The 25077-nt window shown below is 67.7% G+C and carries 20 protein-coding genes; 8 read left to right on the top strand and 12 right to left on the bottom strand.

Features of this window, described 5'->3' with window-relative positions; all coding sequences use genetic code 11:
- Positions 1–828: 828 nt before the first annotated feature.
- From AC5P9L_RS06035 to AC5P9L_RS05990, 10 genes are all read right to left on the bottom strand, one after another.
- Entirely contained in the window at positions 829–1275 is a 447-nt protein-coding gene (locus AC5P9L_RS06035; protein WP_049396235.1) for an REP-associated tyrosine transposase, read from the bottom strand.
- Between the two features lie 205 nt (positions 1276–1480).
- Entirely contained in the window at positions 1481–2239 is a 759-nt protein-coding gene (locus AC5P9L_RS06030) for a 2,3-dihydro-2,3-dihydroxybenzoate dehydrogenase (protein ID WP_099473574.1), read from the bottom strand.
- Positions 2230–6120 (bottom strand): enterobactin synthase subunit F, encoded by a 3891-nt coding sequence (locus AC5P9L_RS06025; RefSeq protein ID WP_279915720.1) that lies wholly within the window; start codon positions 6118–6120, stop codon positions 2230–2232. The genes AC5P9L_RS06030 and AC5P9L_RS06025 overlap by 10 nt, the downstream gene beginning before the upstream one ends.
- Positions 6117–6374, bottom strand: coding sequence for a phosphopantetheine-binding protein (locus AC5P9L_RS06020; protein ID WP_005409947.1), 258 nt, complete (start codon positions 6372–6374; stop codon positions 6117–6119). The genes AC5P9L_RS06025 and AC5P9L_RS06020 overlap by 4 nt, the downstream gene beginning before the upstream one ends.
- Positions 6374–7006, bottom strand: coding sequence for an isochorismatase family protein (locus AC5P9L_RS06015; RefSeq protein WP_279915721.1), 633 nt, complete (start codon positions 7004–7006; stop codon positions 6374–6376). The genes AC5P9L_RS06020 and AC5P9L_RS06015 overlap by 1 nt, the downstream gene beginning before the upstream one ends.
- Positions 7006–8658, bottom strand: coding sequence for a (2,3-dihydroxybenzoyl)adenylate synthase (locus AC5P9L_RS06010; protein WP_227415939.1), 1653 nt, complete (start codon positions 8656–8658; stop codon positions 7006–7008). The genes AC5P9L_RS06015 and AC5P9L_RS06010 overlap by 1 nt, the downstream gene beginning before the upstream one ends.
- Positions 8655–9848, bottom strand: coding sequence for an isochorismate synthase (locus tag AC5P9L_RS06005; protein WP_227415940.1), 1194 nt, complete (start codon positions 9846–9848; stop codon positions 8655–8657). The genes AC5P9L_RS06010 and AC5P9L_RS06005 overlap by 4 nt, the downstream gene beginning before the upstream one ends.
- Entirely contained in the window at positions 9845–11041 is a 1197-nt protein-coding gene (locus AC5P9L_RS06000; protein ID WP_062606205.1) for an MFS transporter, read from the bottom strand. Before AC5P9L_RS06000 ends, AC5P9L_RS06005 begins: the two co-directional genes overlap by 4 nt.
- 153 nt (positions 11042–11194) lie before the next feature.
- Positions 11195–11506: a DUF3817 domain-containing protein gene (locus tag AC5P9L_RS05995; RefSeq protein ID WP_005413704.1), complete on the bottom strand. Its 312-nt coding sequence runs from the start codon at positions 11504–11506 to the stop codon at positions 11195–11197.
- Positions 11507–11631: 125 nt separating this feature from the next.
- Positions 11632–12567: a TIGR03571 family LLM class oxidoreductase gene (locus AC5P9L_RS05990; RefSeq protein ID WP_099473584.1), complete on the bottom strand. Its 936-nt coding sequence runs from the start codon at positions 12565–12567 to the stop codon at positions 11632–11634.
- A gap of 66 nt (positions 12568–12633) precedes the next feature.
- Between AC5P9L_RS05990 and AC5P9L_RS05985 the strand changes: the two genes are divergently transcribed.
- The 5 genes from AC5P9L_RS05985 (at position 12634) to AC5P9L_RS05965 (ending at position 16513) form a co-directional block, all read left to right on the top strand.
- Complete coding sequence (locus AC5P9L_RS05985; RefSeq protein WP_049451603.1) at positions 12634–13083, top strand: GNAT family N-acetyltransferase; 450 nt, start codon at positions 12634–12636, stop codon at positions 13081–13083.
- A gap of 129 nt (positions 13084–13212) precedes the next feature.
- A complete protein-coding gene (locus AC5P9L_RS05980; protein WP_495230571.1) occupies positions 13213–14733 on the top strand; it encodes a thioredoxin family protein in 1521 nt (506 codons plus the stop codon).
- 243 nt (positions 14734–14976) lie between these two features.
- Positions 14977–15606: a superoxide dismutase gene (locus AC5P9L_RS05975; protein WP_111188378.1), complete on the top strand. Its 630-nt coding sequence runs from the start codon at positions 14977–14979 to the stop codon at positions 15604–15606.
- Positions 15603–16178 (top strand): flavin reductase family protein, encoded by a 576-nt coding sequence (locus AC5P9L_RS05970; RefSeq protein ID WP_279915722.1) that lies wholly within the window; start codon positions 15603–15605, stop codon positions 16176–16178. The genes AC5P9L_RS05975 and AC5P9L_RS05970 overlap by 4 nt, the downstream gene beginning before the upstream one ends.
- Positions 16178–16513, top strand: coding sequence for a tetratricopeptide repeat protein (locus AC5P9L_RS05965; protein ID WP_005409958.1), 336 nt, complete (start codon positions 16178–16180; stop codon positions 16511–16513). Before AC5P9L_RS05970 ends, AC5P9L_RS05965 begins: the two co-directional genes overlap by 1 nt.
- A 5-nt stretch (positions 16514–16518) precedes the next feature.
- Here AC5P9L_RS05965 and AC5P9L_RS05960 read toward each other — a convergent pair whose 3' ends face one another.
- Positions 16519–17667 carry a fatty acid desaturase family protein gene (locus tag AC5P9L_RS05960; protein WP_005413710.1) on the bottom strand — a complete coding sequence of 383 codons (1149 nt, stop codon included), beginning with the start codon at positions 17665–17667 and terminating at the stop codon, positions 16519–16521.
- Positions 17668–17678: 11 nt separating this feature from the next.
- Positions 17679–18749: a ferredoxin reductase gene (locus AC5P9L_RS05955; protein ID WP_262101627.1), complete on the bottom strand. Its 1071-nt coding sequence runs from the start codon at positions 18747–18749 to the stop codon at positions 17679–17681.
- 92 nt (positions 18750–18841) lie between these two features.
- Here AC5P9L_RS05955 and fabR point away from each other — a divergent pair, with 92 nt between their 5' ends.
- The 3 genes from fabR (at position 18842) to AC5P9L_RS05940 (ending at position 24838) form a co-directional block, all read left to right on the top strand.
- Positions 18842–19498 carry an HTH-type transcriptional repressor FabR gene (fabR, locus tag AC5P9L_RS05950; protein WP_005409961.1) on the top strand — a complete coding sequence of 219 codons (657 nt, stop codon included), beginning with the start codon at positions 18842–18844 and terminating at the stop codon, positions 19496–19498.
- A gap of 1106 nt (positions 19499–20604) precedes the next feature.
- Positions 20605–22266 (top strand): autotransporter family protein, encoded by a 1662-nt coding sequence (locus tag AC5P9L_RS05945; protein ID WP_227415943.1) that lies wholly within the window; start codon positions 20605–20607, stop codon positions 22264–22266.
- A 952-nt stretch (positions 22267–23218) separates the two neighbouring features.
- Positions 23219–24838, top strand: coding sequence for an autotransporter family protein (locus AC5P9L_RS05940; protein WP_227415944.1), 1620 nt, complete (start codon positions 23219–23221; stop codon positions 24836–24838).
- Positions 24839–25077 lie beyond the last annotated feature (239 nt).

The following is a 25077-nucleotide window of genomic DNA, read 5'->3' as shown; positions in this document are numbered from 1 at the left end:
GCCAGGCAACTCCGCGCAGGTCATGAGGTTGCCGGCCAGCGGCCGGCACTACCACCGAGGGTGCTCTGTGCGCCGGAACGCAATCTGCGCTGCGCTTCGGCTTTGCTGTGGTAGTGCCGGCCGCTGGCCGGCATCAAACCGGACCGACCATCGCCGACGCGCGCGCAAGCGGCGCTGAACAGCGAATGGCCGTGCTGAACATCGACTGGTAGTGCCGGCTGCCGGCCGGCAGCCATGCATCTCCGCGCGGGTCATGGGGTTGCCGGCCAGCGGCCGGCACTACCGTCGAGGGTGCTCTGTGCGCCGGAACGCAATCTGAGCTGCGCTTCGCCTTTGCTGTGGTAGTGCCGGCCGCTGGCCGGCATCACAACCAGACCGACCACGGCCGAGGCGCGCGCAAGCGGCACTGAACAGTGAATGGCCGCACTGAACATTGACTGGTAGTGCCGGCCGCTGGCCGGTAGCTATGCATCTCCGCGCGGGTCATGGGGTTGCCGGCCAGCGGCCGGCACTACCATCGAGGCTGCTCTGTGTCCCGGAACGCAATCTGCGCTGCGCTTCGCCCTTGCTGTGGTAGTGCCGGCCGCTGGCCGGCATCACAACCAGACCGACCACGGCCGAGGCGCGCGCAAGCGGCGCTGAACAGCGAATGGCCGTGCTGAACATCGACTGGTAGTGCCGGCTGCCGGCCGGCAGCCATGCATCTCCGCACGGGTCATGGGGTTGCCGGCCAGCGGCCGGCACTACCACCGAGGGTGCTCTGTGCGCCGGAACGCAATCTGCGCTGCGCTTCGCCCTTGCTTTGGTAGTGCCGGCCGCTGGCCGGCATCACAACCAGGCCGACCATGCATACGGATACTCGCCAATCTGCCCAGCAAGACCGGCGCGCACCGGATTCCCCAGGGTGTACAGCGCTTGCTGCGCCAGCGACTCCTCGGCCCTCACGGCATGATCAAAGTAGCCAGACTGCCAGACCGTACATCGACGCCCCACAAGGCGATTCAGCGCAAGCGCGCTCGACGATTTCATCCGGCGCGCGATGTCGGGAAGGTGAGCTGCGCGCAGCTCGAACATCCAGTGGACGTGATCCGGCATGACGACCCATGCGTGTGACTTTACGAGCCCGCGCTGTTCGATGTAGTGGAACTGGTCGATTACACATGCTGCTGCAGCTTCGCTTTCAAAGAGCCGGCGGCGCTGGTGTGTCGTGGTTGTCAGAACGTAGGACTGGCCGATGATCGAGTGACGGCCCAGACGGAGGCGATGGCTGCTCATGCGCCATGGTGGGTCGATCATTGGGCGTTGGCTGTCGGGCCATGCCTCGATGGAGGTTGGGAGATGTCTGAAGTTGAATGAGGTTGCCGGCCAGCGGCCGGCACTACCGGAGCTGTGGGTTGCCGGCCAGCGGCCGGCACTACCGGGACTATGGATTGCCGGCCAGCGGCCGGCACTACCACTGCCGGCAGGCGGCGGTCGGGGCTCAGGCGCGCAGGGTGGCGCCGCCGTCCACGTACAGGTCGCTCATCGCCACGTGCCCGGCCTGTTCCGAGAGCAGGAACATCACTGAGTGCGCAATGTCCTCGGGGGTGGCCAGCTTGCGCAGTGGAATGCCGGCCTTGTAGGACTCCAGGCTGCCGGCGATTACCCGCTCGGCACCGCGCTCGTCCTGCCACATGCCGGTCTGCATCGGGGTCAACGTGGACCCCGGGGCGACGATGTTGCAGCGGATGCCCAGCGGCGCCAGCTCCAGCCCGAGGCAGCGGGTGAACATGGTGGCGGCGGCCTTGGACGCGGCATACGCCGCCATGCCATGCCGCGGCACACCGGCGGCATTCGAACTGACGGTAACGATCGCGCCCCGCTGGCGCGGCGACATCACCCGCGCCAAGGCGCGCCCAACGTGGAATACGCCGTCGGCGTTGACCGCGAACACCCGGCGCCAGTCGGCGTCGCCGGTCTCGGCGACGCTGCCCACGTGCAGCACGCCGGCCACGCTGGCCGCCAGCGTGATCGGCCCGATGCTGGATTCGACCTGATCCACCAGGGCGTCCACCGCTGCGCTGTCGGTCACGTCGAGTGCGAACGACCTGACCCGCGTATCGGCCACGTGTGGCGCCTCACGATCGGTCGCCACCACCGTGCAGCCGGCCTCGGCCAACAGCCGTACCAGTGCCTCGCCGATGCCGCCGGCGGCACCGGTCACCAACGCCACGCGGCCTTCAAAACCGGTCAACTGCATGTTGCGATCTCCTGTTGCTCGTCCCATTGGCGCAACCGCGCCGACAACCACGGCGCCAGCTGCGCCACCGCATCGCGGCCGGTCAGCTCGGCGTGCAGGAACGGCAGTTCCAGCGCCTGCACCTTGCGCGCGTGGGTCCGCCACAACGCCGACTGCAGCTGCGGCCGCGCGTGGTGATCCCGGCCCGCGCGGACGTGCACCAGCGTGCCGTCGAACGGTTGGTGGATGTGTTCGCGGATCAATCGATTGGTGCCGGTCACCGCGCGCACCACGCCATCGAGCACCACATCCGGCAGGCTGCCGAGTGCACTGCCACCACGTCGCAGGAACGCGAGAATGCGTTCACGGCTGTCCAGTTCCGGATGCGCATCCGGGTCATGACCGGCAATCGCCAGCAGTGCCCGCAATGCAGCGATGGCATCGGGTTCCGGCTCGGCCCGCCAGCACTCGCTGGGATAAGCGTCCAGCAGCACCAGCTCGCCAACCTCGCGCCCGATCTCATGCAGGCGCACCGCCATCGCCTGGGCGAGGATGCCACCCACCGACCAGCCCAGCAGATGCACCGGCCCCTTCGGCTGCAATGCGACCACGCGCTGTACGTAGTCGTTGGCCATCGCCTCGATGCTGCTCGGCAGCGGCAGCCGCGCGTCCAGGGCCGGCGACTGCAGGCCATACACCGGGCGTGCCGGCTGCAGTACCCGGGCCAGGGTGCGGTAGTTCCAGGCGATGCCCCCGGCCGGGTGCAGCACGAACAGCGGCGTGGGCCCGGCAGCGTCGGTCGCGGCCAGCGCGATCACTGGCCCCAGTGCGTGATCGGCCAGCGCGGGTGGCTCGGCAATGCGAACGGCCAGCGCGGCCACGGTGGGCTGGGCAAACAAGGCACCCAGACCCAGATCACAGCGCCAGCGCTGCTCGATCGCCAGCAGCAGATGCACCGCCGACAGCGAGTCACCGCCGAGACTGAAGAAGTCCGCATCCACCGCCACCGGCGCCTCACGCCCAAGCGCCTGTGCGAACAGCAACGCCAGCTCCTGTTCCAACGGCGTGCGCGGCGCCAAGCCGGCAACTTCAAGTTGCGGTGGCTTCGGCAACGCGTTGCGATCGAGCTTGCCGTTGGCGGTCACCGGCCAGTGGTCCACACCAACGAAGGCCGAGGGCACCATGTAGTCCGGCACACGCGTGGCGAGGTGGCTGCGCAGCGTCACGGCGTCGGCATGCGCCGCTGGAACATAGGCCACCAGACGCGCATCGCCGGGAGCATCCTGGCGCAGCAGCACTTCCACCCGCTCCATGCCAGGCAGCTCGCGCAGTGCCGCCTCGATCTCGCCCAGCTCGATGCGCAGGCCGCGCAGTTTCACCTGGTGGTCGCTGCGGCCCAGGTACTCGACCGCACCATCGCGCCGCCAGCGTGCCACGTCTCCGGTGCGGTAGATACGCTCGCCCGGCAGGAAAGGATCGGCAAGGAAGCGCTCGGTAGTCAGGTCATCGCGACCGAGATAGCCACGTGCCAGTTGCACGCCACCCAGGTAGAGGTCACCGGCCACGCCTATCGGCACCGGCTGCATCCGCGCGTCCAGCACGTACAGGCGGGTATTCCAGACCGGGAACCCGATCGGCACCGGCCGCGAGCGATCCTGCGCCGACGCCGGCCAGTAGCTGACATCCACTGCGGCCTCGGTCGGGCCATACAGGTTATGCAGCTCGGCCTGCACGCGCCCATGGAAACGATCGCGCAGCGATGCGTCCAGCGCCTCACCGCTGGTGAACACCCGGCGCAGCTGCAGCCCTGCCGAAGCCGGCGCAGCGAGGAAGGCATCGAGCATCGACGGCACGAAATGCGCCGTGGTGATCCCATGCCCACGGATCAAGCGCGCCAGTTCGGTGGGATCGCGATGCGCGTCAGGCCCGGCGACCATCAGGGTGGCCCCACACAGCAGCGGCAGGAAGAACTCCCAGACCGAGACATCGAAGGTGGCCGGGGTCTTCTGCAGCACGCGGTCGTCGGCACGGATGCTGTAGTGCTCGCGCATCCACAGCAGGCGGTTGACGATGGCACGATGTTCGATGACCACGCCCTTCGGCTCGCCGGTCGAACCGGAGGTATAGATCACATACGCCGCATCGCTGGGCGCCGGATCGGCCCATGGCGCGGCGAAGCTCAGCGCCGTCCACTGCTCCGGCGCGAGCACCGGCACGCCGGTCATGCGCGCCGAATCCTCGGCCGCAGCCAGTACGCACACCGGCTGTGCCGACGCGAAAATACGTGCCAGCCGCTCATCGGGATGGGCCAGGTCCAGCGGAAGGTAGGCCGCGCCTGCGCGCAGCACCGCGACCAGAGCGATCACCAGCTCCAGCGAGCGCGGCAATGCCACCGCCACCACGCTGCCCGGGCCGACATCCATCGCCCGCAGCTGTGCAGCCAGCGCGAAACTGCGCGCTTCCAGCGTTGCGTAATCCAAAGCAGCGTCACCGAACACCAGCGCAGGCGCGTGTGGGTCCCGATCCATGCCCTGCTGCAGCAGCTCGACCAGGGTCGTCTCCGGCAGCGCGTGCGCGGTGGCATTGAATTCCTGCAGCACCTGCTGCGCCTCCTTGGGCGTCGCCAGGGGCACGGCTGCGATATCGTCAGCCTGCAGCGCCGCCGATACGAAATGCAGCAGCCGCGCCGCGTGCGCCTCGACATCCTCGCGACTGTACAGCGCGGGATTGGCCTCGATTTCCAGATCCAGCAGCGCCTGGCCATCGCCACGGAAGCCCAGCGTCAGGTCATCCACCGGCCCGGTGCACAGCACCTCCAGCGTCGCCTGCACGCCAGTCAGCGCCAGCGGCTTGTAGAACGGCTGCACATTCACCAGCGGACCGTGCAGGCGCTGCTGCGCGCCGACCAGGCCCAGGTCCCGGCGCAGCTGCTCACCGCGGTAACGGCCGTGCTTGCGACCCTGGCTGAGCTGCCGGCCCAGGCCGCGGGTGAAGGCCTCCACGCTGCCCTCGCCGGCCGCCACGCGCAGCGGCAACACATTCATCACCATCGCCGGCACCCGCGCCGACGCGTTGCCGAGCCGCCCCATGTAGGGCACGCCCAGCACCACTTCATCGGCCGCGCTCATCCGCCGCAGGTACTCGGCCGACAACGCGGCCAGCACATCCGGCCAGGGCTGCAGCCAACGCACAGAGGCCTGCAGCAGCTGCTCACGGAAGGCCGCATCGAGCGGCTGCACCCAGCGCAGCGCGTCGTCACTGGCCGCGAGCGTGCCGGCCAGGCCCACGCCTGCCGGTGCGCCCTGCATGTGCTCACGCCACCACTGCCCGGCCAGCGCGCGGCGCGGATCGGCACGATAAGCGGCATCATCGGCCAGCACGCCCGCCAGCCCCGGCAGTGGCTCACCCATGCGGCCGGCGTACAACGCGCACACGCGATCGGTGAACAGCGCCATGCCATAGCCATCAGCCGCCAGATGATGCACCCGCAGGTACCAGACCCAGCGCTGCCCGCCCAGCTCAAGCAGCATCTGTTGGCTGATCCGGTCGCGGGCGGGGTCGACCGGGCTCAGCCGGTCGGCGTGCATCAGGCTGCGTGCCGCAGCGGCAGCATCCGCTTCGGCGGAAACATCACGCACCGAGAGCAGCGGCACGTGTGCCGGGTCGTACCACTGCAGCGGCTGGCCATCGGCCCCTTCGGCAAAGCGCAGCGCAAAGGCCTGGGCTTCGAACGCAGCCTGGTCTGCCGCTGCAACGAACGCGGTCACGTCCAGCGGGCCATCGATCCACACCGCGTGCGCGGTATTGAATGACGGATTGTCCGGCGCCAGCCGCTGTGCAAACCACAGTCCGGTCTGGGCCTCGGTCAATGCCACCGGCGTGGCCAGCGCAGCGGCGTTCATGCGTTCTGCGCGGCCTGCAGCGTCTGCACCACGTTCCACCACTGGCGCAGCGTGGTGTGTTCGGCCAGCTGCGAGAACTCAATCGGCAGGCCGGTGTTGCCCCAGGCCAGGACCAGGCCGAGCATGCGCATCGAGTCCAGGTCCAGGTCGATCAGGTTGTCGTCGTCACCGATCTCGGCAGGCGTACATTCCAGAACGCGCGCCACGTCGGCACGCATCCGCTCCAGATCCAGCATCTCAGCGGTGGCAGCCATCACAGCACCTCCAGCAACTGGTCGGTGGTCATCGGCACCCCGCTGGTGCGCGCGATCCAGTGCAGCGCCTGATCGTGATCGGCGCGCGAGAAGTCCGCCACGGCATCGGCGGCAATGAAGGCCTCGATATCACGCTGGAACGCCTCGACCACGGTCGCCGTGCAGCCGATATGGGCGTACACGCCGGTCACCAGCAGCTGGTCGCGCCCGCGCGCCCGCATCAGCGTCTCCAGGTTGCTGCGCTGGAACGCGCTGTAACGGTGCTTGACCAGCACGTGCTCGCCCGGCTGCGGTGCCAGCGCCTCGATGATCGGTTCATGGTCGGCGCTGCGGCGCATGCCCGGTCCCCACAGGTCGGCCTGCAGGCCACGGTCACGGCGGTCCTGGTCGCCATGCTGGGCCGTGTAGAACACCGGAATGCCGTGCGCGCGGCAATGCGCCAGCAGGCGTGCGATGTTGTCCACGGCCGGCCGCAGCGGTGCGTTGCCGGCGTCGAACGCAGCCAGGAAGTAGCGCTGCATGTCGTGTACCAGCAGCGCGACGCGATCGCGCTGCGGGCGCCACGGGCCGCGTGCCTGTGGCAGCTCGGCGGCAGTCGGCAAGGGGTAATCGGTGATACGGGGCAGCGCCATCAGCGCGTTCCTCCTGTCTGTTGCAGATGACGCGCGCGCAGTTGCGCGCGCAGTTCGCGGCGGCTGATCTTGCCGACCGCGGTGGTATCGAAACTGTCGACGAACACGACCTGGTCGGGCACCTTGAACGCGGCCAGGCCGCGCCCGCGCATCCAGGACTTCAGCGCCGGCGCCTTGAACGGCTCGCCCTGCGGAATCACGAAGGCGCAGCTGCGCTCGCCCAGGTACTCATCGGGAATGGAGACCACGGCGACGTCGAACACACCGGGGTGGGCCAGCAGGTGATCTTCGATCTCTTCGGCGGAGATCTTCTCTCCGGCACGGTTGATGTGGTCACCCGCACGGCCCTGCACCACCAGGTAGCCACCGGGCAGCTGCTGCACGCGGTCGCCGGTACGGTAGAAGCCATCGTCGGTGAACGCGCGTGCATTGGCCACCGCATCGTTGTGATAGCCGCGGATGGTGTAAGGGCCGCGCGTCAGCAGATGCCCCACCTCGCCTTCGGCCACCGGCTCGTCATGGTCATCGACCACGCGCACTTCGTCGTCAGGGCTGATCGGCCGGCCCTGGCAGGCCACGATCAGTTCTTCCGGATCGTCCAGGCGGGTGTAGTTCACCAGCCCTTCGGCCATGCCGAATACCTGCTGCAAGGTGCAGCCGAGGCCGTCGATCACCCGTCGTGCAGCTTCCGGCACCAGCTTGGCACCGCCCACCTGCAGTACCTGCAGGCTGGACAGGTCATGCTTGCTGGTGGCGGCCGCCTGCGCCCACAGCAGCGCCAGCGGCGGCACCAGTCCACAGCAGGTCACCTTCTCGCGGGCGATCAGCGGGAAGGCCGCATCCGGGCCGGGGCCCGGGCTGAGCACCACGCGGGCACCGGCATACAGCGCGCCGAAGAAACCAGGCGAACTCATCGGGAAGTTGTGTGCGGCCGGCAGCGCGACCAGATAGACGCTGTCGCGGTCGATGCCGCAGAGGTCATTGCTGGCACGGAACGAATAGATGTAGTCGTCGTGCGTGCGCGGGATCAGCTTTGACAGCCCGGTGCTGCCGCCGGAGATCTGCAGGAACGCTACCGACTGCGGGTCCGGATCGTTCGGCAGCTGGCTGCGATCACCCTGTAGCGTTTCCAGTGCGATGAACTCCGCCGCATCGCCGTCGATCACCACGTGGCGAACCGCTGGCACTTCGGCCTGCAGCGCCCGCGCCAACCCACGATGATCGAAGCCATCGTGCAGGCTGGTAGTGATGTAGGCACTGGCTTCCGCCTTGCTGGCGAAGTGGACCAGCTCGGTGATGCGGTGCGCCGGCAACGCATACACCGGCACCAGGCCGGCGCGGAACAGGCCGCAGACGGTGGTGATGAACCCGGCGGTATTGCCCAGCTGCACCAGCACCCGTTCGCCAGGCTGCAGGCCGAGCGCCAGCAGGCCCGCACCGATGCGGCCTGCCTCATGCCACAGCTGCGCATAGCTCAGGCGTACGTCGCCGGCGACCACCGCGATGTCATCGGCATAGCGTTCTGCACGCTCGCGCAGGAAACCCGGGAAGGTCTCGCCACGCCAGTGACCGGCGTCGCGATAGCGCGCCACCAGCGTGTCGGGCCACACCTGCTGCAGCGGCAGGCGGGAAGAGTCAGTGGAGGTACTCATGCGGCAGGCTCGATGGCGGGCGCGGATTCATGGACACCCAGCGCGTTCAACAGGGCAGCGAACTTCGCTGCGGTTTCGGCCACCTCGGCCTCGGGGTGTGACTCGGCGACGATGCCGGCACCGGCATACAGGCGCAGCTGCGTGCCCTGCAGGCGCGCGCAGCGGATCGCCACGTACCAGTCGCCGTCACCCTGCGCGTCCAACCAGCCCACGGCACCGGCGTAGAAGCCGCGCGGCACCGGTTCCAGCTCGCGGATGCGCTGCAGCGCCGCCAACCGTGGCGTACCGCAGACTGCCGGCGTGGGGTGCAGCTGCGCCAGCAGTTCGGCGGCAGACGCCTGCGGATCCTTCAGGGTGGCGTGGATGCGGGTGCCCAGGTGCCACATACTGGCGGTGGCATGCAGCACCGGGCGCGGCTGCGCATCGATGTGGCTGCAGTACGGTGCCAGGCCCTCGACGATGGCTTCGACCACGTGGCGGTGCTCGTCGTGGTCCTTGGCCGAGGCCAGCAGCGCCTGCGCCGCACGCTCGTCCTCGGCGGCATCGGCGCTGCGCCGCGCGGAACCGGCCAGCGGATGCGACAACAGCTCGGCGCCGCGCTTGCGCAGCAGCAGTTCCGGCGTCGCCCCCACCAGCCAGGCCGGTGCCTGGCCCAGCTCCACCGGCAACGGCACCGCGTAGGTCGCCACCGACGGATCTGCGCCCAGGCGTGCCAGCAGCACGTCCGGAGACAGCGCCTGGCGGGTGCGTGCCAGCAGGCTGCGCGCCAGCACCACCTTCTGGAGGTTCAGATCGGGCGCGCGCAGTACCTGCACCGCCGCGGCAACCGCTGACGCATAGTCCTGCGGCGCAGGCTCGGCCTTCAGGGAACCGTCCAGCGGCGGTGCGGCCTGCGGCTGCAGTGCCAGTGCCGGCAGCAGGCGCTCGGGCTGGAATAGCGCATCGTCCGCACGCGGTTCGAACGGCACTGCGCCAACCAGCAGGCCCGGGCCGCCACGCTGCCGGGCAAAGAACGCCGAGACGCGTTCTGCCAATGTCGCCAGTGCACCGGCCGGCAGCGTGGCGCGGCAGCCGCGTGCATGCACGTGCTGGCCGGCATGCTGCAGCAGGAACAGCGACGCGTCGTCGGTGCTGTCCAGTGACGCTGGCGCAGCCTCCGGCCACGCGCCCTGCATCAGGGAATCGTTCATGGGGTCTCCTTCGTCCGATGCGCTGCAGCCAGCGCGCACAGCAACAGCAGCAGCGCACCGACCAGCAGGTAAGGCAGGCTCGGCCCGCCGCGATACAACAGCGTGCCGAGCATCGGCCCGGCCACCATGCCCAGCCCCTGCGCGGCAGCGACGGTGCCGGCGGCGGCGCCCTGCTCGTGCGCCTCCACCGCATCGGCGGCCAGCGCCTGGAACGAGGGGAATACGAAGCCCATGCCAAACGCGGCCAACGCGTACGCCGCCGGCAACTGCCAGCCCTGCTGCACGCCCGCCACCGAAGCAAAGCCAATGCCGGAAATCAGGGCGCCAAGGACGATCCAACGGCGTGGATGTACCTCCAGCTTCATCACCAGCGCCTGCGCCAGGATCAGGCCGACACCAACGGCGGTAAGTGCGATGCCGGCCATGCGTGCACCGGCCGCCGCATCCAGGCCCAGGCGATCAATCGCGAAGAAGCCGACCGTGACCTGCGCGATGGTCACCGAGACCATCGCGATGAACGCTGCCAGCTGCGGCAGGCGCAGGCGCGCGTCGAGACGGCTCATCGGCGTGCGGCGCTGTGCGGACGCGCCCACCACCGGTGGTGTAGCCGGCAGCCGCCAGGCCAGCAATGCCAGTGCCAGCAACGGCAGCAACGCGGCCACGTACAGCGCCAGCGAAAGATTGGTATAGGCCAGCCAGCCGGCAGCGGCCGGACCCAGTACCATGCCCAGCGCGTTGGCACTGCCCAGCCGGGCGAGGAAACTGGCGCGCTGCCCGGTCGGTGCCTTGTCGGCAATCAGCGCAGCGGCCGTGGGCGGCACGGCCGCGTAGAACAGCCCGATCAAGCCGCGCGCGCCGACCAGCACCAGCACCGACACCAGTACCGGCGGCACCGCCTGCAGGGCGACGTCGATGAACACCGCCAGTGCGATGTAGACCGCCGTATAGGCACTCATCGCCAGGATCAGCACGCGCTTGCGCCCAATGTGGTCGCTGAGCTGGCCCCAGGGGCGCGCGGCCAGCATCCACAACACGCCTGCGGCGGTGACCGACAGGCCGGCATGCCACTCGGACAAGCCGAGCATGCGGACCACCGGGCCGATCACGGCGACGAAGGACATCATCGCCATGGTGCCGATCAGGGCAGCCAACACCAGCGCCGGCAAGCCGGGAACGACGGGACGTGCGTGCATGGAACACCAGCCGTAACAGGAAAGGATGGCCGGGCACGCCTGCGCACCCCGCCCGGCACCGGCCCTGCTCAGGACCGGACGCCACCCTTAAATGATAACGGCTCGTATTTGCATTTGATACCCATTCTCTTGAATGGGCGCGCAACAGTGGGTTCAGCGCATTGCATGCAGGCCGAGCAGGCCACGGCGCTTGAACCACCACTCCAGCGGCAGCGTCACCAGCGGCGGGATGGCTGCCAGCAGCGCCAGGGCACTGGCCCACCACGGCCAGCGCAGGCGCACCGCCGCGAACAGGGTGACTGCCACATAGACCAGGAAGGCCACGCCGTGCAGCGGCCCGAACAGCTTCACCAGCGCCACGTTGGCCATCGGGCCGTACTTCATCCACATGCCGATGAGCAGGCCGGCCCAGGTCACGGCCTCGATGAAAGCGACCGCGGCGAACAGACGTCCGGTCGGGTGCATGGGGGAATGTTGGGTCACGCGGGGCTCCGGCATGGGGGTATCAAATGCGAATGATACGCAGATGCGAACCCCATGTAGAGTCGAACCGTGCTCGACTGCTGGAGCGTGTCCACCAAGGTGGACACCTACCGGAGCGTGTATGGCAGAACGTGCTCACCAATCTCGCGCAGCACCAGGTCCATCGGCCGCCCGTTGTCGACCAGGTTGAACATCACGTGCGCCACGCCCTGCGCATGCACGCGCAGCAGGTAGTCACGCAGGCCATCGCGGCCGACCTTCAGGCCCAGCGGCAGCGGCTCGGCTGGCGCCTGCGGATCGGCCTGCAGATCCAGCAGCATCGACTGCACGAACGGCTTGGCTGGCCCACCACGCTGCACCAGCGCCTGCTGCCACAGGCCGATGCGCCCTTCCTGTGCGGCCTCGTCGCGATGATAGGTGGCCCAGCCTTCGGCCTCGCGCGCGATCCACTGCAGGCTCTGCCGCGCGGTACCCACCACCAGCATCGGGATGCGGGTTGCCGGCGCCGGCAGCACGTCGAAGCCACCCGTCGCCTGCAGTACGGCCGTCCGCTCATCGGCCTCCGGTGACAGCGCCGCCCGCAACAAGGTCCAGCGCTCACGGAACGTCGCCGCCCTGCCCTCCAGATCCTCACCGAATGCGGCGAACTCTTCCGGTCGGTCACCCGAACCCAGGCCCAGCACGAAGCGCCCGCCGCTGATCCGGTCCAGGCTCAAGGCCGACTTCGCCACCTGCAGCGGCTGCCGCAATGGCAGCACGATGGCCGCGCTGCCGACCACGATGCGTCCGGTCGCGGCAGCCAGCATGCCCAGCCACAGAAACGGGTCATCCAGCGCGCTTGCTGTCGCGTCCGGACCCTGCGGCACCATCAGTGGTACATCACGCGTCCACAATGCGGCAAAGCCCAGATCATCGGCCAGTCGCGCAATGCGCCGCGCCTCATGCGGATCGGCCAGTCCATGCGCGGCGACAGGCGTCATCAGGCCCAGGCTCAGGCCCTGTTGCGGAAACAAGGCAGCGTAAGCAGGATTGAACTCACTCATGCCGCCAGCTTAGCGTGCAGGCCTGCGGCAACGATGACGCGCCGCCCACTACCGGAAGAACACTGCATGCCGACGATCCGCCCTGCCCACGTCGATGACCTGCCCGCGATCAGTGCGGTGTGCCTGGCTGCGTTCACTGCGGCGGTCGCGCCTTCGCTCAGCGCGGCCGGCATCGCCACCTTCGGCAGTGTCGCCGCTGCCGAAGCGTTCGGCGCGCGCCTGCACGGTGACAACCACATCCTGGTGGCCGAGCAGGACGGTCGCGTCGTCGGCGTGATCGAACTGAAGGAAGGCCGGCATCTTGCGATGCTGTTCGTCGATCCCGCCTGCCAGGGCCAGGGCATCGGCCATGCTTTGTTCGAGGCGGTGCTTCCACAGGTGCGCGAGCCGGTCCTTACCGTGCGCGCCTCGCTCAATGCGGTACCGACCTACCTGCGCTATGGCTTTGCGCTGGACGGTGACGTCGGCGAGTTCAATGGGTTGGTGTATCAGCAGATGGTGCGGGCAGCGGCCTGAAGGCATCCGCCCGGCGTTGCCCGGCAATGCCCGGTGGGCGTCATGCCCTGCAGCACGCCCGTCATGAGCAAACTGAATCAGCGGGCTCCCCGGCGGTTCCTACAATGGCCTGTCACCCTGCCCTTCGAGATGCTGCCGATGCGCGTCGCGCTTTCCGTGTTGCTGCTGGCTTCGGCGCTGAGCGCCTGCACCCCGGCCCCGGTTTCCACCGCCAACTCCGCCGAGGCACCCGCGCCGGCGTCCGCCATCGCCTGGCGCCAGGGCGATGTGGACGATGCCTTCGCCGAAGCCGCCGACAGCGGCAAGCCGGTGCTGCTGTACTGGGGCGCGGTCTGGTGCCCACCGTGCAACCAGCTCAAGGCGGGCCTGTTCAAGGACCCGGCCTTCATCGCGCTGACCAGCAAATTCGTTCCCGTCTATCTGGATGGCGACGAGGAAGGTGCGCAGGCCTGGGGCGAGCGCTTCGGCGTACGCGGCTATCCGACCCTGATCGTGCTGGACCCACAGCGCAACGAAATCACCCGCGTGGCCGGCGGCAATGACGCCGCCGAACTGACCCGGGCACTGACCGTTGCCGCAGGCCGCCGCAGTGCTGTTGCCGCCACCCTGGCCACCGCGTTGGCAACGCCGGACCGACTGGCCACCGAAGACTGGCAGGTACTGGGCGACTACGGCTGGGAAGTGGACGCAAACCGCCTGGCCGGCGAGCGCAGGAGCCAGGACGTACTGCGCCAGTTGTCCAAGGCCGCACCGGATGCCGCCCTGCAGCGCCGCTTCGCTCTGCTTGCCTTGGCAACGGCCGAAAAACCCGCTGCCTCGCCCACCGAAGTACGCGAGCTGCTGCAGGCAGTGCTGGCGCAACCGGCAGAAGTACGCCGCAACCGTGAGTTGCTGGGCTATGCAGGCGTGCAGCTGGTCAAGCAGGCCAGCGCTGGGCCAGCCACCAGCAACACGCTGGGACAGCAGCTGCTGGTCGCACTGGAGCGCGCGGACGCCGAGCGCGGTGATCGCGCGGACGACGCGTTGTCGCGTGCGCTGACCGAAGTATCGCTGGCGCGCCAGCAGCAGCCGAAGGGCGCACTGCCCGCGGCCCTGGTTGAGCGGGTCAAGCAGCGGGTGGCCGCTGCCGATGCGGCCACCACCGATGCGCACGCACGCCAGGCGACGATCAGCAGCGCGGCGTACGCATTGCGCCAGGTCGTCGACGACGCGGGCGCCGAGGCGCTGTTGCTGGCCGAGCTGAAGCGCAGCGAGCAGCCGTACTACTACATGCCCGAGCTGGCCGAGCTGGCCGAACAGCGCGGCGATACCGCCGGTGCACTGGAGTGGTTGAAGCGCGCCTACGACGGTGCACAGGGCCCGGCCACCCGCGTGCAGTGGGGCGTGCTGTACGTGGAAGGGTTGCTGAAGCTGGCACCGGACGACGCACCACGCATCGAGCAGGCCACCGCGTCGCTGATCGCCGAACTGGAAGCGCAGCCGTCGGGCTACCACCAGCGCACCCGCCAGCGCTTCGAGCGCCTGGCCGGGCAGTTGAAGACGTGGAGCGGCAAGCACCAGGGTGCGGAGACGCTGGCGCGGCTGCAGCAGCGGATGCAGCAGGCATGCGGTGACCAGGTGGATGGTGCGTGCAAGGACTGGTTGAGTTGATGATAACGCTGGCAGCGGGCACGTCAGCGCGCCGGCGAGGTTCGAAACGCGGGTTCTGGTAGTGCCGGCCGCTGGCCGGCAACCCGACCTTCGCTGATTGCCGGCCAGCGGCCGGCACTACCATGCCGCTCCTGCTCCCTTTCACGCATTTCATCCCCCGCCCCTTGACCTCAACCAATGTTGAGGTGCGATAACAGTCTCCCCACGGCCAGCCCTCTGGTCTTCCCCACGGAGATTGCTTCGATGTCGTACTCGCTTCCCCCGCTCCCCTACGCCTACGACGCCCTTGAGCCGCATTTCGATGCGCGCACGATGGAGATCCACCACAGCAAGCACCACCAGACCTACGTCAACAATCTCAACGCCGCCATCGAGCAGGCCGGCATCGCCGAGCAGCCAGTCGAGGCGCTGATCGCCAACCTCGATGCCGTGCCCGAGGCGCAGCGTGGCGCGGTCCGCAACAACGGCGGTGGCCACGCCAACCACAGCCTGTTCTGGACCGTGCTCAGCCCCCACGGTGGTGCACCCGATGGTGAGCTGGCCGCCGCCATCGACCGCGATCTTGGCGGCTTCGATGCCTTCAAGGACGCCTTCACCAAGGCGGCTCAGACCCGCTTCGGCAGCGGCTGGGCCTGGCTGACCAGCGATCGCGATGGCCACCTGCAGGTGGAAAGCAGCGCCAACCAGGACAGCCCGTTGATGGGTGCAGCCGTGGGCCTGTCGGGCAACACCCCGATCCTCGCACTGGATGTCTGGGAACACGCCTACTACCTGCACTACCAGAACCGTCGCCCGGACTACATCGGTGCGTTCTTCAACATCATCAACTGGGCCGAGGTCGGCCGGCGCTACCGCCAGGCCAGGGCCTCATGAGCGGCGAGACACTGCCGTACGCCGGGCCGTGGGCGGGAGTATTCCCCGCCCCGGCGCCGGTGCCGTCGGTCGAGATGCCGCCGCGCGCACTGCGGCGGCTGCTCGGCCACTTTCCTACCGGCGTGGCCATCGTCTGCGCACGCGATGCGCAGGGCAAGCCCATCGGCCTGACCATCAATTCGTTCGTGCCGGTGTCATTGCAGCCGCCGCTGGTGCTGTGGAACCTGGCATTGCACGCGCAGAGCCTGTCCACCTTCCAGCGCGCCACCCGCTTTGCGATCAGCGTGCTGGCGGCCGACCAGGAAGCGCTGGCCCGGCGCTTTGCCGATCCGCAGGTGGGCAACCGCTTCGATGGCCTGGCATTGCTGGATGACGACGAGGATGCCCCACCGCGCATCGCCGGTGCGGTCGCCCATCTCACCTGTACCCGCCACGCACAGTGGCCGGTGGGCGATCACCTGCTGCTGGCCGGCCGCATCATCGACGTGCACGAGAACGGCGGCGCGCCGCTGCTGTTCCATCGGGGCCGCTTCCAGCCCGGCCCAGCCGAGCTGCTGGTGGAGGTGCGCTGATGAACATTGAAGCTCTGGAATGCATGCTTGCCGCCGGCAAGGACGGCGCGCTGCTGCGCTTCGGCCTGGGCAAGGGCTGGCTGGATGCCGGCAACCCGGTGCGCGCGGCGACCCATCTGGGCCGTTGCGTGGTGCTTGATCCGCAGTACTCGGCGGCGTGGAAGCTGCTGGGCAAGGCCTGGCTGGCCAGTGGCCAGCCGCAGGCGGCGCGCGAAGCATGGCAACGCGGCCTGAGCGTGGCCGGCAGCAAGGGCGACCAGCAGGCACGCAAGGAAATGCAGGTGTTCCTGCGACGCCTTGACCGCGAGCAGGCGGACCTGGCGAAAGCGGGCTGAGTCGATCAGCCCGCGTTGGCCGATGCCGGTGCGGACATGATGTCCGACATCGGCAGGCGGCGCGGCTTGCTCGGGAACGCGTGACGCAGGATGCGCCAGACCACCTGGCCGAACTGGCGCGGCAGCGAGCCGTTGTTGTAGTGCTGGCCGTAACGGCGGCAGATGTCCTTCACTTCCTTGGCGATGGCCGCATAGCGGTTGGCCGGCAGGTCCGGGTAGAAGTGGTGCTCGATCTGGTGGCTGAGGTTGCCCGACAGCACGTTGATCAGGAAGCCGCCACTGATGTTGGACGACCCGCGCAGCTGGCGCAGGTACCAGTGGCCGCGCGATTCATTGCGCAGGCATTCCTTCGGGAAGGTTTCCGATTCGGCGGTGAAGTGGCCGCAGAAGATGATCACGTAGGTCCAGATGTTGCGCAGGCCGTTGGCCACCATGTTGCCCAGCATCACGGTGAGGAAGAACGGGCCGGCCAGCAGCGGGAAGAACACGTAGTCCTTCAGCACCTGGCGGGCCATTTTCCGCGCCACCGGGCGGGTCTGCATCCACATCGCACGGCCGCTGATACGACCCTTCAGCCAACGGCCCAGCCGCAGGTCCTGCGCGGCCACGCCCCACTGGAACAGCAGCGCGAAGATCGGTGCGATGATCGGCTGCAGCAGGTAGAACGGCTTCCAGCGCTGTTCCGGGAAGATGCGCAGCAGGCCGTAGCCGATGTCATCGTCCATGCCACGCACGTTGGTGTAGGTGTGGTGGCGGAAATTGTGGGTCTTGCGCCAGTTGTCGGCGGTGGCAACGATGTCCCACTCGTAGGTGTTGCCGTTGAGCTTGGGGTCGCCGGTCCAGTCGAACTGACCATGCATGACGTTGTGGCCCAGCTCCATGTTCTCCAGGATCTTCGACAGCGCCAGCAGCAGCGTGCCGGTGATCGCGGCCGGCCACAGCAGCGGCATCCAGAACAGTGGCGAGAACGCCGCAAGGAACAGCAGGCCACGGCCGCCCACGCCGAACCAGCGCACGGCGGCGGCAACGCGGCGGATGTAGCGGGTATCGGAGGCGCCGAGGCTGCCGATCACACGGTCGCGGATCGCGTCGAGTTCCTCACCGAAGGCATGCATCTCGGCAGTACTCAGGGCACGGTCGGTAGCGCGGGTCATGGCAGGCGTCCTCAGAGATCCAAAGTCAGGTCGGTGGTCGGTGCGCTCACGCAGATCCGCACCGGCTGTGCCGATTCGGACTGCAGGTCGCCGGTGCGCAGATGGCGGGTGGCGCCACTGACGCGATCACAGGTGCAGGTATTGCAGATGCCCATGCGGCAACCATGCTTGGGCTTGATGCCATGGGCTTCGAGGCTTTCCAGCAGCGAGCGGCCACGCGGCACGCTCAGCTGGCGGCCACTGCGCGCGAGCGTCAGCGACACCTCGCCTTCGCTGCTGGCATCGCACAGCGGCGCCGGCGGGGTGAAGGCTTCGGCCTGGAAGCCAGCCACCTGGTGCGCCAGGCGCTCACGCGCGGCAGCAACGAAGCCGTCCGGGCCGCAGGCCAGCACATGGCGCTGCGCCAGCGGCGTGTCATCGCCGGCCACCTGCAGATCATGGGTATCGATTCGCGCGGCCGGCGCCTCACCCTCGCGGGTGGTCAGCAGGTGCACGCGCAGGTTCGGATGGGCCGCGGCCAGCGCCTGCAGTTCATCACGGAACTGCAGATGGGCGGCGGTGCGCTCCCAGTAGAACAGGTCCACCGGCGCTGCCAGCGGGCGCTGGCAGGCGTCGCGCAACAGGCTGCGCATCGGCGTGATGCCACTGCCAGCCGCCAGCAGCAGCACCGGCGCCGCGGCCGGCATATGGAACTCGCCGAAGGCGGCATCGAGGCGGAACAGTTCGCCCGGCTGCGCGTGGTTGACCAGATGCTGGCTGACCCGGCCGCCGTCGATCGCCTTGACGGTGATCGCCAGCTCGCGCCGACCCAGTGCGGTGGGGCTGTAGCTGCGCTGCCACAGGCGTCCTTCAATCTCGACGCCGAGGGTGACGTGCTGGCCGGCACGCATGCCGGCCCAGTGCCGGTTGGTGCGCAGGACCAGCGTCGCCGCGCCCTCGCCGGCCGGCTCACGCCGGACCAGGCGGGCCACCGGCTCGCGCAGGGTCCACAGGGGATTGAGCTGGCCCGCCCAGAAATCGAACAGCGACGGCGAGACCCAGCGGTACGGAGAGAACAGGGACGGACGGACGACAGCGCTCATGAGCGAACTATACGGGCGCACATACACCTGTGTATACATGTGTATATTGAACCGGATTGGGTATGATTCAGCCTCGCCCCACCGGAACCCCCATGGCCGCCGCCACCGCCTTGTCGACGCCCGAAGATGCCAACAGCCCGGCCCGCCGTACGGTGAGCCGCGAGGATCTGCTGGCCGCCGCCCTGAAACTGATCGGGCCGCACCGCAGCCTGTCCACGCTCAGCCTGCGCGAAGTGGCACGTGAGGCCGGCATCGCGCCGAACAGCTTCTACCGTCAGTTCCGCGACATGGATGAACTGGCCGTGGCGCTGATCGACGCCGCCGGCCGCTCGCTGCGCACCATCATCGGCGAGGCCCGCCAGCGCGCCACCTCCACCGCCACCAGCGTGGTGCGCGTGTCCGTGGAGACCTTCATGGAGCAGCTGCGTGCCGACGACAAGCTGCTGCACGTGCTGCTGCGCGAAGGCGCGGTCGGCTCGGACGACTTCAAGCACGCGGTCGAACGCGAGCTGCACTACTTCGAAGAAGAGCTGCAGCACGACCTGGTGCGCCTGGCCGCACTGGATGGCGCCGTACTGCATGCCCCGGAACTGGTGGCCAAGGCCATCACCCGCCTGGTGTTCGCCATGGGCGCCACCGCCATGGACCTGCCGCCGGAGAAGGATCCGGAACTGGTCGAGCAGATCTCCACGATGATCCGCATGATCATCGTCGGCGCCCGCACCCCCGCCGCGTTCCGCCGCGGCTGATCAAGCTCCCCTGGGCCGGATCCCTTTCCGCAGGAAAGGGCCCTGCCCCGCACACCTGGACTCCAGCCTCCCACACGGCACTGCCGTGCCGGTGAACCGTGGGCGCCATCACAGAACTGTTTCGCGAATGCGCAGGTTGGACATCCTGCACGCGCCATTCACTGAGATCTCACGCACGCTGAATTATTCAGACCGCGCACTCCATTCAGTTTGGTGAGTTATTGAACGGGGTTTGAACCCGGCACGTGCCGCTGCAGTCGCTTCAGATTAATTGCATGGCCCAGGCAAGACCCGATCCGCAAAGTGCCGCCTTCCGGCCCTGCGGATGCAGGTCCCACCCCAATGAGCTTCAAGGAGAAACACCCATGCGCATGATGCAGTTCACGCCGAAGTTTCCTTCCACGTTTGTCCGTTCGCGGTTGGGTCTGGCCGTAGCCAGCTCATTGATGCTCGCCGCCATGGGCACCGCAAATGCTGTCGACGTCGGCCCAGGCCAGACCGTCACCATTACCCCAGGAAGTGCCTTCGAGGGACAGAATCTCTCCGTCCATGGAGGAACCGCCAATGTTCTGGGCGCCCGCATGGGCGCACTGGACTCGTTCTCTGCAGGCGGCACACACCAGACAATCATCAACGCAGATGGTGCTGGCTTCACGTCAACCACAGGCAATTTCGTACGGAGCTCAACAGCGGTCTTCCGCAATTCGGTGCTGAGCGCCACAACCGGCCCGGCCCTTGGTTTGGCACGATCAGGCGCTGTCGATGGCAATGGACGCCCCTACCCCAGAGTGTCGTTGATCGACAGCTCGCTCACTTCCACACGCATCGGACTGCAGGTGCTCGCCGGCGGCTACGCTGATGTAGACGGTTCGACCATTTCCGGCGGTACGTATGGGGTCTCTGTCGGTGCGGGCTCCGTTTCGCTGCGCAATGGCTCGACGGTCAACGGAGCCACAGCTGGAATCCTGATCATCTCGAGCCCAACCATCGAAGAGAATCTCGCCGACTGGGGCGTGATGGTTGATGGTTCACACGTCGAAGCAAGCAACGGCAGCGCCATTCTGTTCGGCGCTCATCTGCCTTCTGTATCCCGCCCGGATACGCTGTTGATACAGAATGATGCGACTCTGGTGGGGAGCAACGGCGTCATCATCTCTACCCGCGACAACGCCCACTTCGACCTCACCGCCCGCACCTCCACGCTCAAGGGCGACATCACCATTGCCGATACCGCCAGCGGCACGCTGCGCTTCCTTGACGGCCTCGACCTCACCGGCCGTATCCTCGGCCCAGCCGACGTCATCGTCGACCAGGGCGGTCGCTGGACGCTGTCCGGCGACAGCAACACCGGCAACCTCACCCTGGGTGCAGGCAGCAGCATCTTCCTCGGTGCAGCGGGCACTGCGGCCTATCCGCAGCTGACGGTCAACGGCAACTACACCGGCAATGGCGGCACCCTGCACTTCAACACCGTGCTGGCCGGCGACGACGCAGCAAGCTCGCGCATGCACGTGACCGGTGATACCAGCGGCACCACCCAGGTCACCGTCAACAACATTGCCGGTGCTGGCGCACAGACCGTCAACGGCATTCCGCTGGTGCAGGTGGACGGTGCCAGCAATGGCCACCTCGCACTGCAGGGCCGCGCCATCGGTGGCATGTACGAGTATTTCCTGCGCAAGGGCACTCCGGGCGCCAACAACGGCAACTGGTACCTGACCTCGGCCTACACCGGCAATCCGTGCGATATCAATCCGTCGCTGCCGGAGTGCACGCCGGTGGACCCGGTGGATCCGGTCGACCCTGTGGACCCGGTCGATCCCACCGATCCGGTCGATCCGGTCCCCGTGCTGCGTCCGGAGCCGGGCGCGTACCTGGCCAACCAGGCCGCGGCCGTGCAGATGTTCCAGCTGCGCCGCCATGACCGCGGCGAGCCCGGCTTCGACCGCGCCCGCATCGGCACCTGGGTGCGCGCCGGGCGTGACCAGCTGCAAGCCAACGTGGCCGGCCAGGTCGATGCCCGTACCCACATCAACACCCTGCAGCTGGGCAGCGATGTCTGGCGCTGGGGCGATGGCCGTGGCCAGGTCGGCGTGATGCTCGGCACCGGCGATGCGACCACACAGGCGGTGTCGACGCTGAGCGGTTATGGCACCCGCGGCAAGGTCAAGGGCAAGTCGGCCGGTGTCTACCTGGGCTGGGTGCAGGATGCACAGAGCAGTGCCGGCCTGTATGTGGACGGCTGGCTGCAGGCGGCGCGCTTCGACAACGAGGTGCAGGGCGAAGGCATCGCCCGTGAGACTTACGACTCCAGGACCCGCAGCGCATCGCTGGAAGCCGGTTATGCCTGGGCCATCCGCAGCAGTGAGGCCAGCACGCTGTACCTGCAGCCGCAGGCGCAGCTGACCTGGACCGACTACGAAGGCGACAGCCTGGTCGAAAACAATGGCACCACGGTCGAAGACGGTCGCGGCGGCGGCCTCAACAGCCGCCTCGGCCTGCGCCTGTTTGGCCAGAGCACGCTGCAGGGCAACCGCGTGCAGCCGTTCCTGGCGGCGAACTGGCTGCGTGGCCAGCGCGATGAGGCCATGCGCTTCAACAGCGAGTCGTTGAGCGCGAAAACGCCGGAGAACCGCTACGAAGTGCAGGCCGGTGCCCAGCTGCAGCTGGGCCAGCGCTGGAGCGCGTGGGGTGACCTGCGTGTGCAGCGCGGCGACAGCGGCTACCGCAACCATGGTGCCCAAGTGGGTCTGCGCGCCGCCTGGTAAGGCTCTCCCTACTCGGCGAAATGCCCGCGAGGAGCAGATTCAAAGACTGAATTCTGCTCCGCCCACTTCCCTAACGCGCCCCGCGTTCTCGATCAATTGCAATTGCATGGCCCAGGCAAGACCCGATCCGCACAGTGCCGCCTTTGGCCCTGCGGATGCGGGCCACACCCAACTGCTTCAAGGAGAAACACCCATGCGTATGACGCAGTTCACGCCGATGCTTGCTTCCACTCCCCCAGTGCGATCACGACTGGGCCTGGCCATAATCGCCTCATTGCTCTTCAGTGCCGCAGGCGCAACCGGCGCAGCAACCGTCAACCCCGGGCAGACAGTAACTGTCACGCCTGGCAGCACGCTGGAAGGTGAGACCTTCTCCGTCAATGGTGGAACGCTGATCGTCCAGAACGCCAGAACATCCACGATCACCGGTCGCTACGCGGGCAGCGCCCCTGCTTCCATCGCACTGCAGAACGCCACGGTCACCGGGGGAGGCATAAACACTCTGATCAACAGCAATGCCGTCATCCAGGACTCGAATATCGACGGCCGTATCACGCTGTCCACGACTGTGGGTGCTTCTGCGCTTCCACGCTCTCATGTGTCGTTGATTCGAAGCACCGTCGCCGGAACAGGAGGCATCTCTTTCGCCGCATCGGCTGGTGGTCGCCTCGATAGCGAAGCCACCCTGTTCAACAGCCGAATTCTCGTCACCGGCGCCACGGTCAATCTCAACGCCGGGACGTCCGTAAAAGGGGATACCAACGGCATCTCCGTCAATTACAACGGTGATACAAGATTTGCGGAGAACTTCAGCGAGTGGGGACTGACAATCGATGGATCCTCGGTCGCCGGAACCGCGGGGAGCGCAATCCTCGTCACCCGCGGTAGCGGTGACGAGACCGTACGTATCACCGCTCAGAACGGCGCCACGCTCACGGGCGGCAACAGCGTAATGATCGAAGCGCGCGACAACGCCCTGCTCGACTTCACCGCCCGCACCTCCAAGCTCAACGGCGACATCACCATCGCCGATACCGCCACCGCAAAGATCAGCCTGCTCGACGGCCTCGACCTCACCGGCCGCATCCTCGGCCCGGCCGACGTCATCGTCGATCAGGGCGGTCGCTGGACGCTGTCCGGCGACAGCAACACCGGCAACCTCACCCTGGGCGCGGGAAGTGACATTTTCCTTGGTGCTGCAAACACTGCGGCCTATCCGCAGCTGACCGTCAACGGCAACTACACCGGCAATGGCGGCACCCTGCACTTCAACACGGTGCTGGCCGGCGACGACGCAGCAAGTTCGCGCATGCACGTCACCGGCGATACCAGTGGTACCACCCAGGTCACCGTCAACAACATTGCCGGCGCCGGTGCCCAGACCGTCAACGGCATTCCGCTGGTGCAGGTGGACGGTGCCAGCAATGGCCACCTCGCGCTGCAGGGCCGCGCCATCGGTGGAATGTACGAGTATTTCCTGCGCAAGGGCACTCCGGGCGCCAACAACGGCAACTGGTACCTGACCTCGGCCTACACCGGCGATCCCTGCGACATCAATCCGTCGCTGCCGGAGTGCAAGCCCGTCGATCCGGTCGACCCTGTGGACCCGGTCGATCCCATCGATCCGGTCGATCCGGTCGATCCGGTCCCCGTGCTGCGTCCGGAGCCGGGCGCGTACCTGGCCAACCAGGCCGCGGCCGTGCAGATGTTCCAGCTGCGTCGCCACGACCGTGGCGAGCCCGGTTTCGACCGCGCCCGCAGCGGCACCTGGGTGCGCGCCGGGCGTGACCAGCTGCAGGCGAACGTGGCCAGCCAGGTCGATGCCCGCACCCACATAAACACCCTGCAACTGGGCAGCGATGTCTGGCGCTGGGCCGATGGTCGTGGCCAGGTCGGCGTGATGCTCGGCAGCGGCGAGGCGACCACGCAGGCAGTGTCGACGCTGAGCGGCTACGGCACGCGCGGCAAGGTCAAGGGCAAGTCGGCCGGTGTCTACCTGGGCTGGGTGCAGGATGCACAGAGCAGTGCTGGCCTGTACGTGGACGGCTGGCTGCAGGCGGCGCGCTTCGACAACGAGGTACAAGGCGAAGGCATCGCCCGCGAAAGCTACGACTCCAGGACCCGCAGCGCGTCGCTGGAAGCCGGCTATGCCTGGGCCATCCGCAGCAGCGAGGCCAGCACGCTGTACCTGCAGCCGCAGGCGCAGCTGACCTGGACCGACTACGACGGCGACAGCCTGGTCGAGGCCAATGGCACCACGGTCGAAGAGGGTCGCGGCGGCGGCCTCAACAGCCGCCTCGGCGTGCGCCTGTTTGGCCAGGGCACGCTGCAGGGCAACCGCGTGCAGCCGTTCCTGGCAGCGAACTGGCTGCGTGGCCAGCGCGATGAGTCGATGCGCTTCAACAGCGAGTCGTTGAGCGCGAAGACGCCGGAGAACCGCTACGAAGTGCAGGCCGGTGCCCAGCTGCAGCTGGGCCAGCGCTGGAGCGCATGGGGTGACCTGCGCGTGCAGCGTGGCGACAGCGGCTACCGCAACCACGGTGCCCAGGTGGGTCTGCGCGCCGCCTGGTAAGGCCAACGCCGCCCCGGGCCCAGGCCTGGGGCGGCGTTCCTCAACTCCTCTCGCACCCTGCCGTGCATGACATCCGGCAGGGTTCTGGCACTTATTTGTAATGTTATAACACCTTCGTCCGCGATGTTCTGATCCCGCTCTCGGCTTTGTGATTGCACCGACTTATTTATATAGCCGTTGCTATATCTATAACCCTCTGCTTTCATATGCGTCAGCCAGGTCGCCCTCGCCGCCTTTCT

This window comes from Stenotrophomonas sp. YJH_SMC_64 (assembly GCF_059371375.1).
The sequence above is the reverse complement of the archived record's forward strand: the minus strand, read 5'-3'. Positions and strand labels throughout refer to the sequence as shown.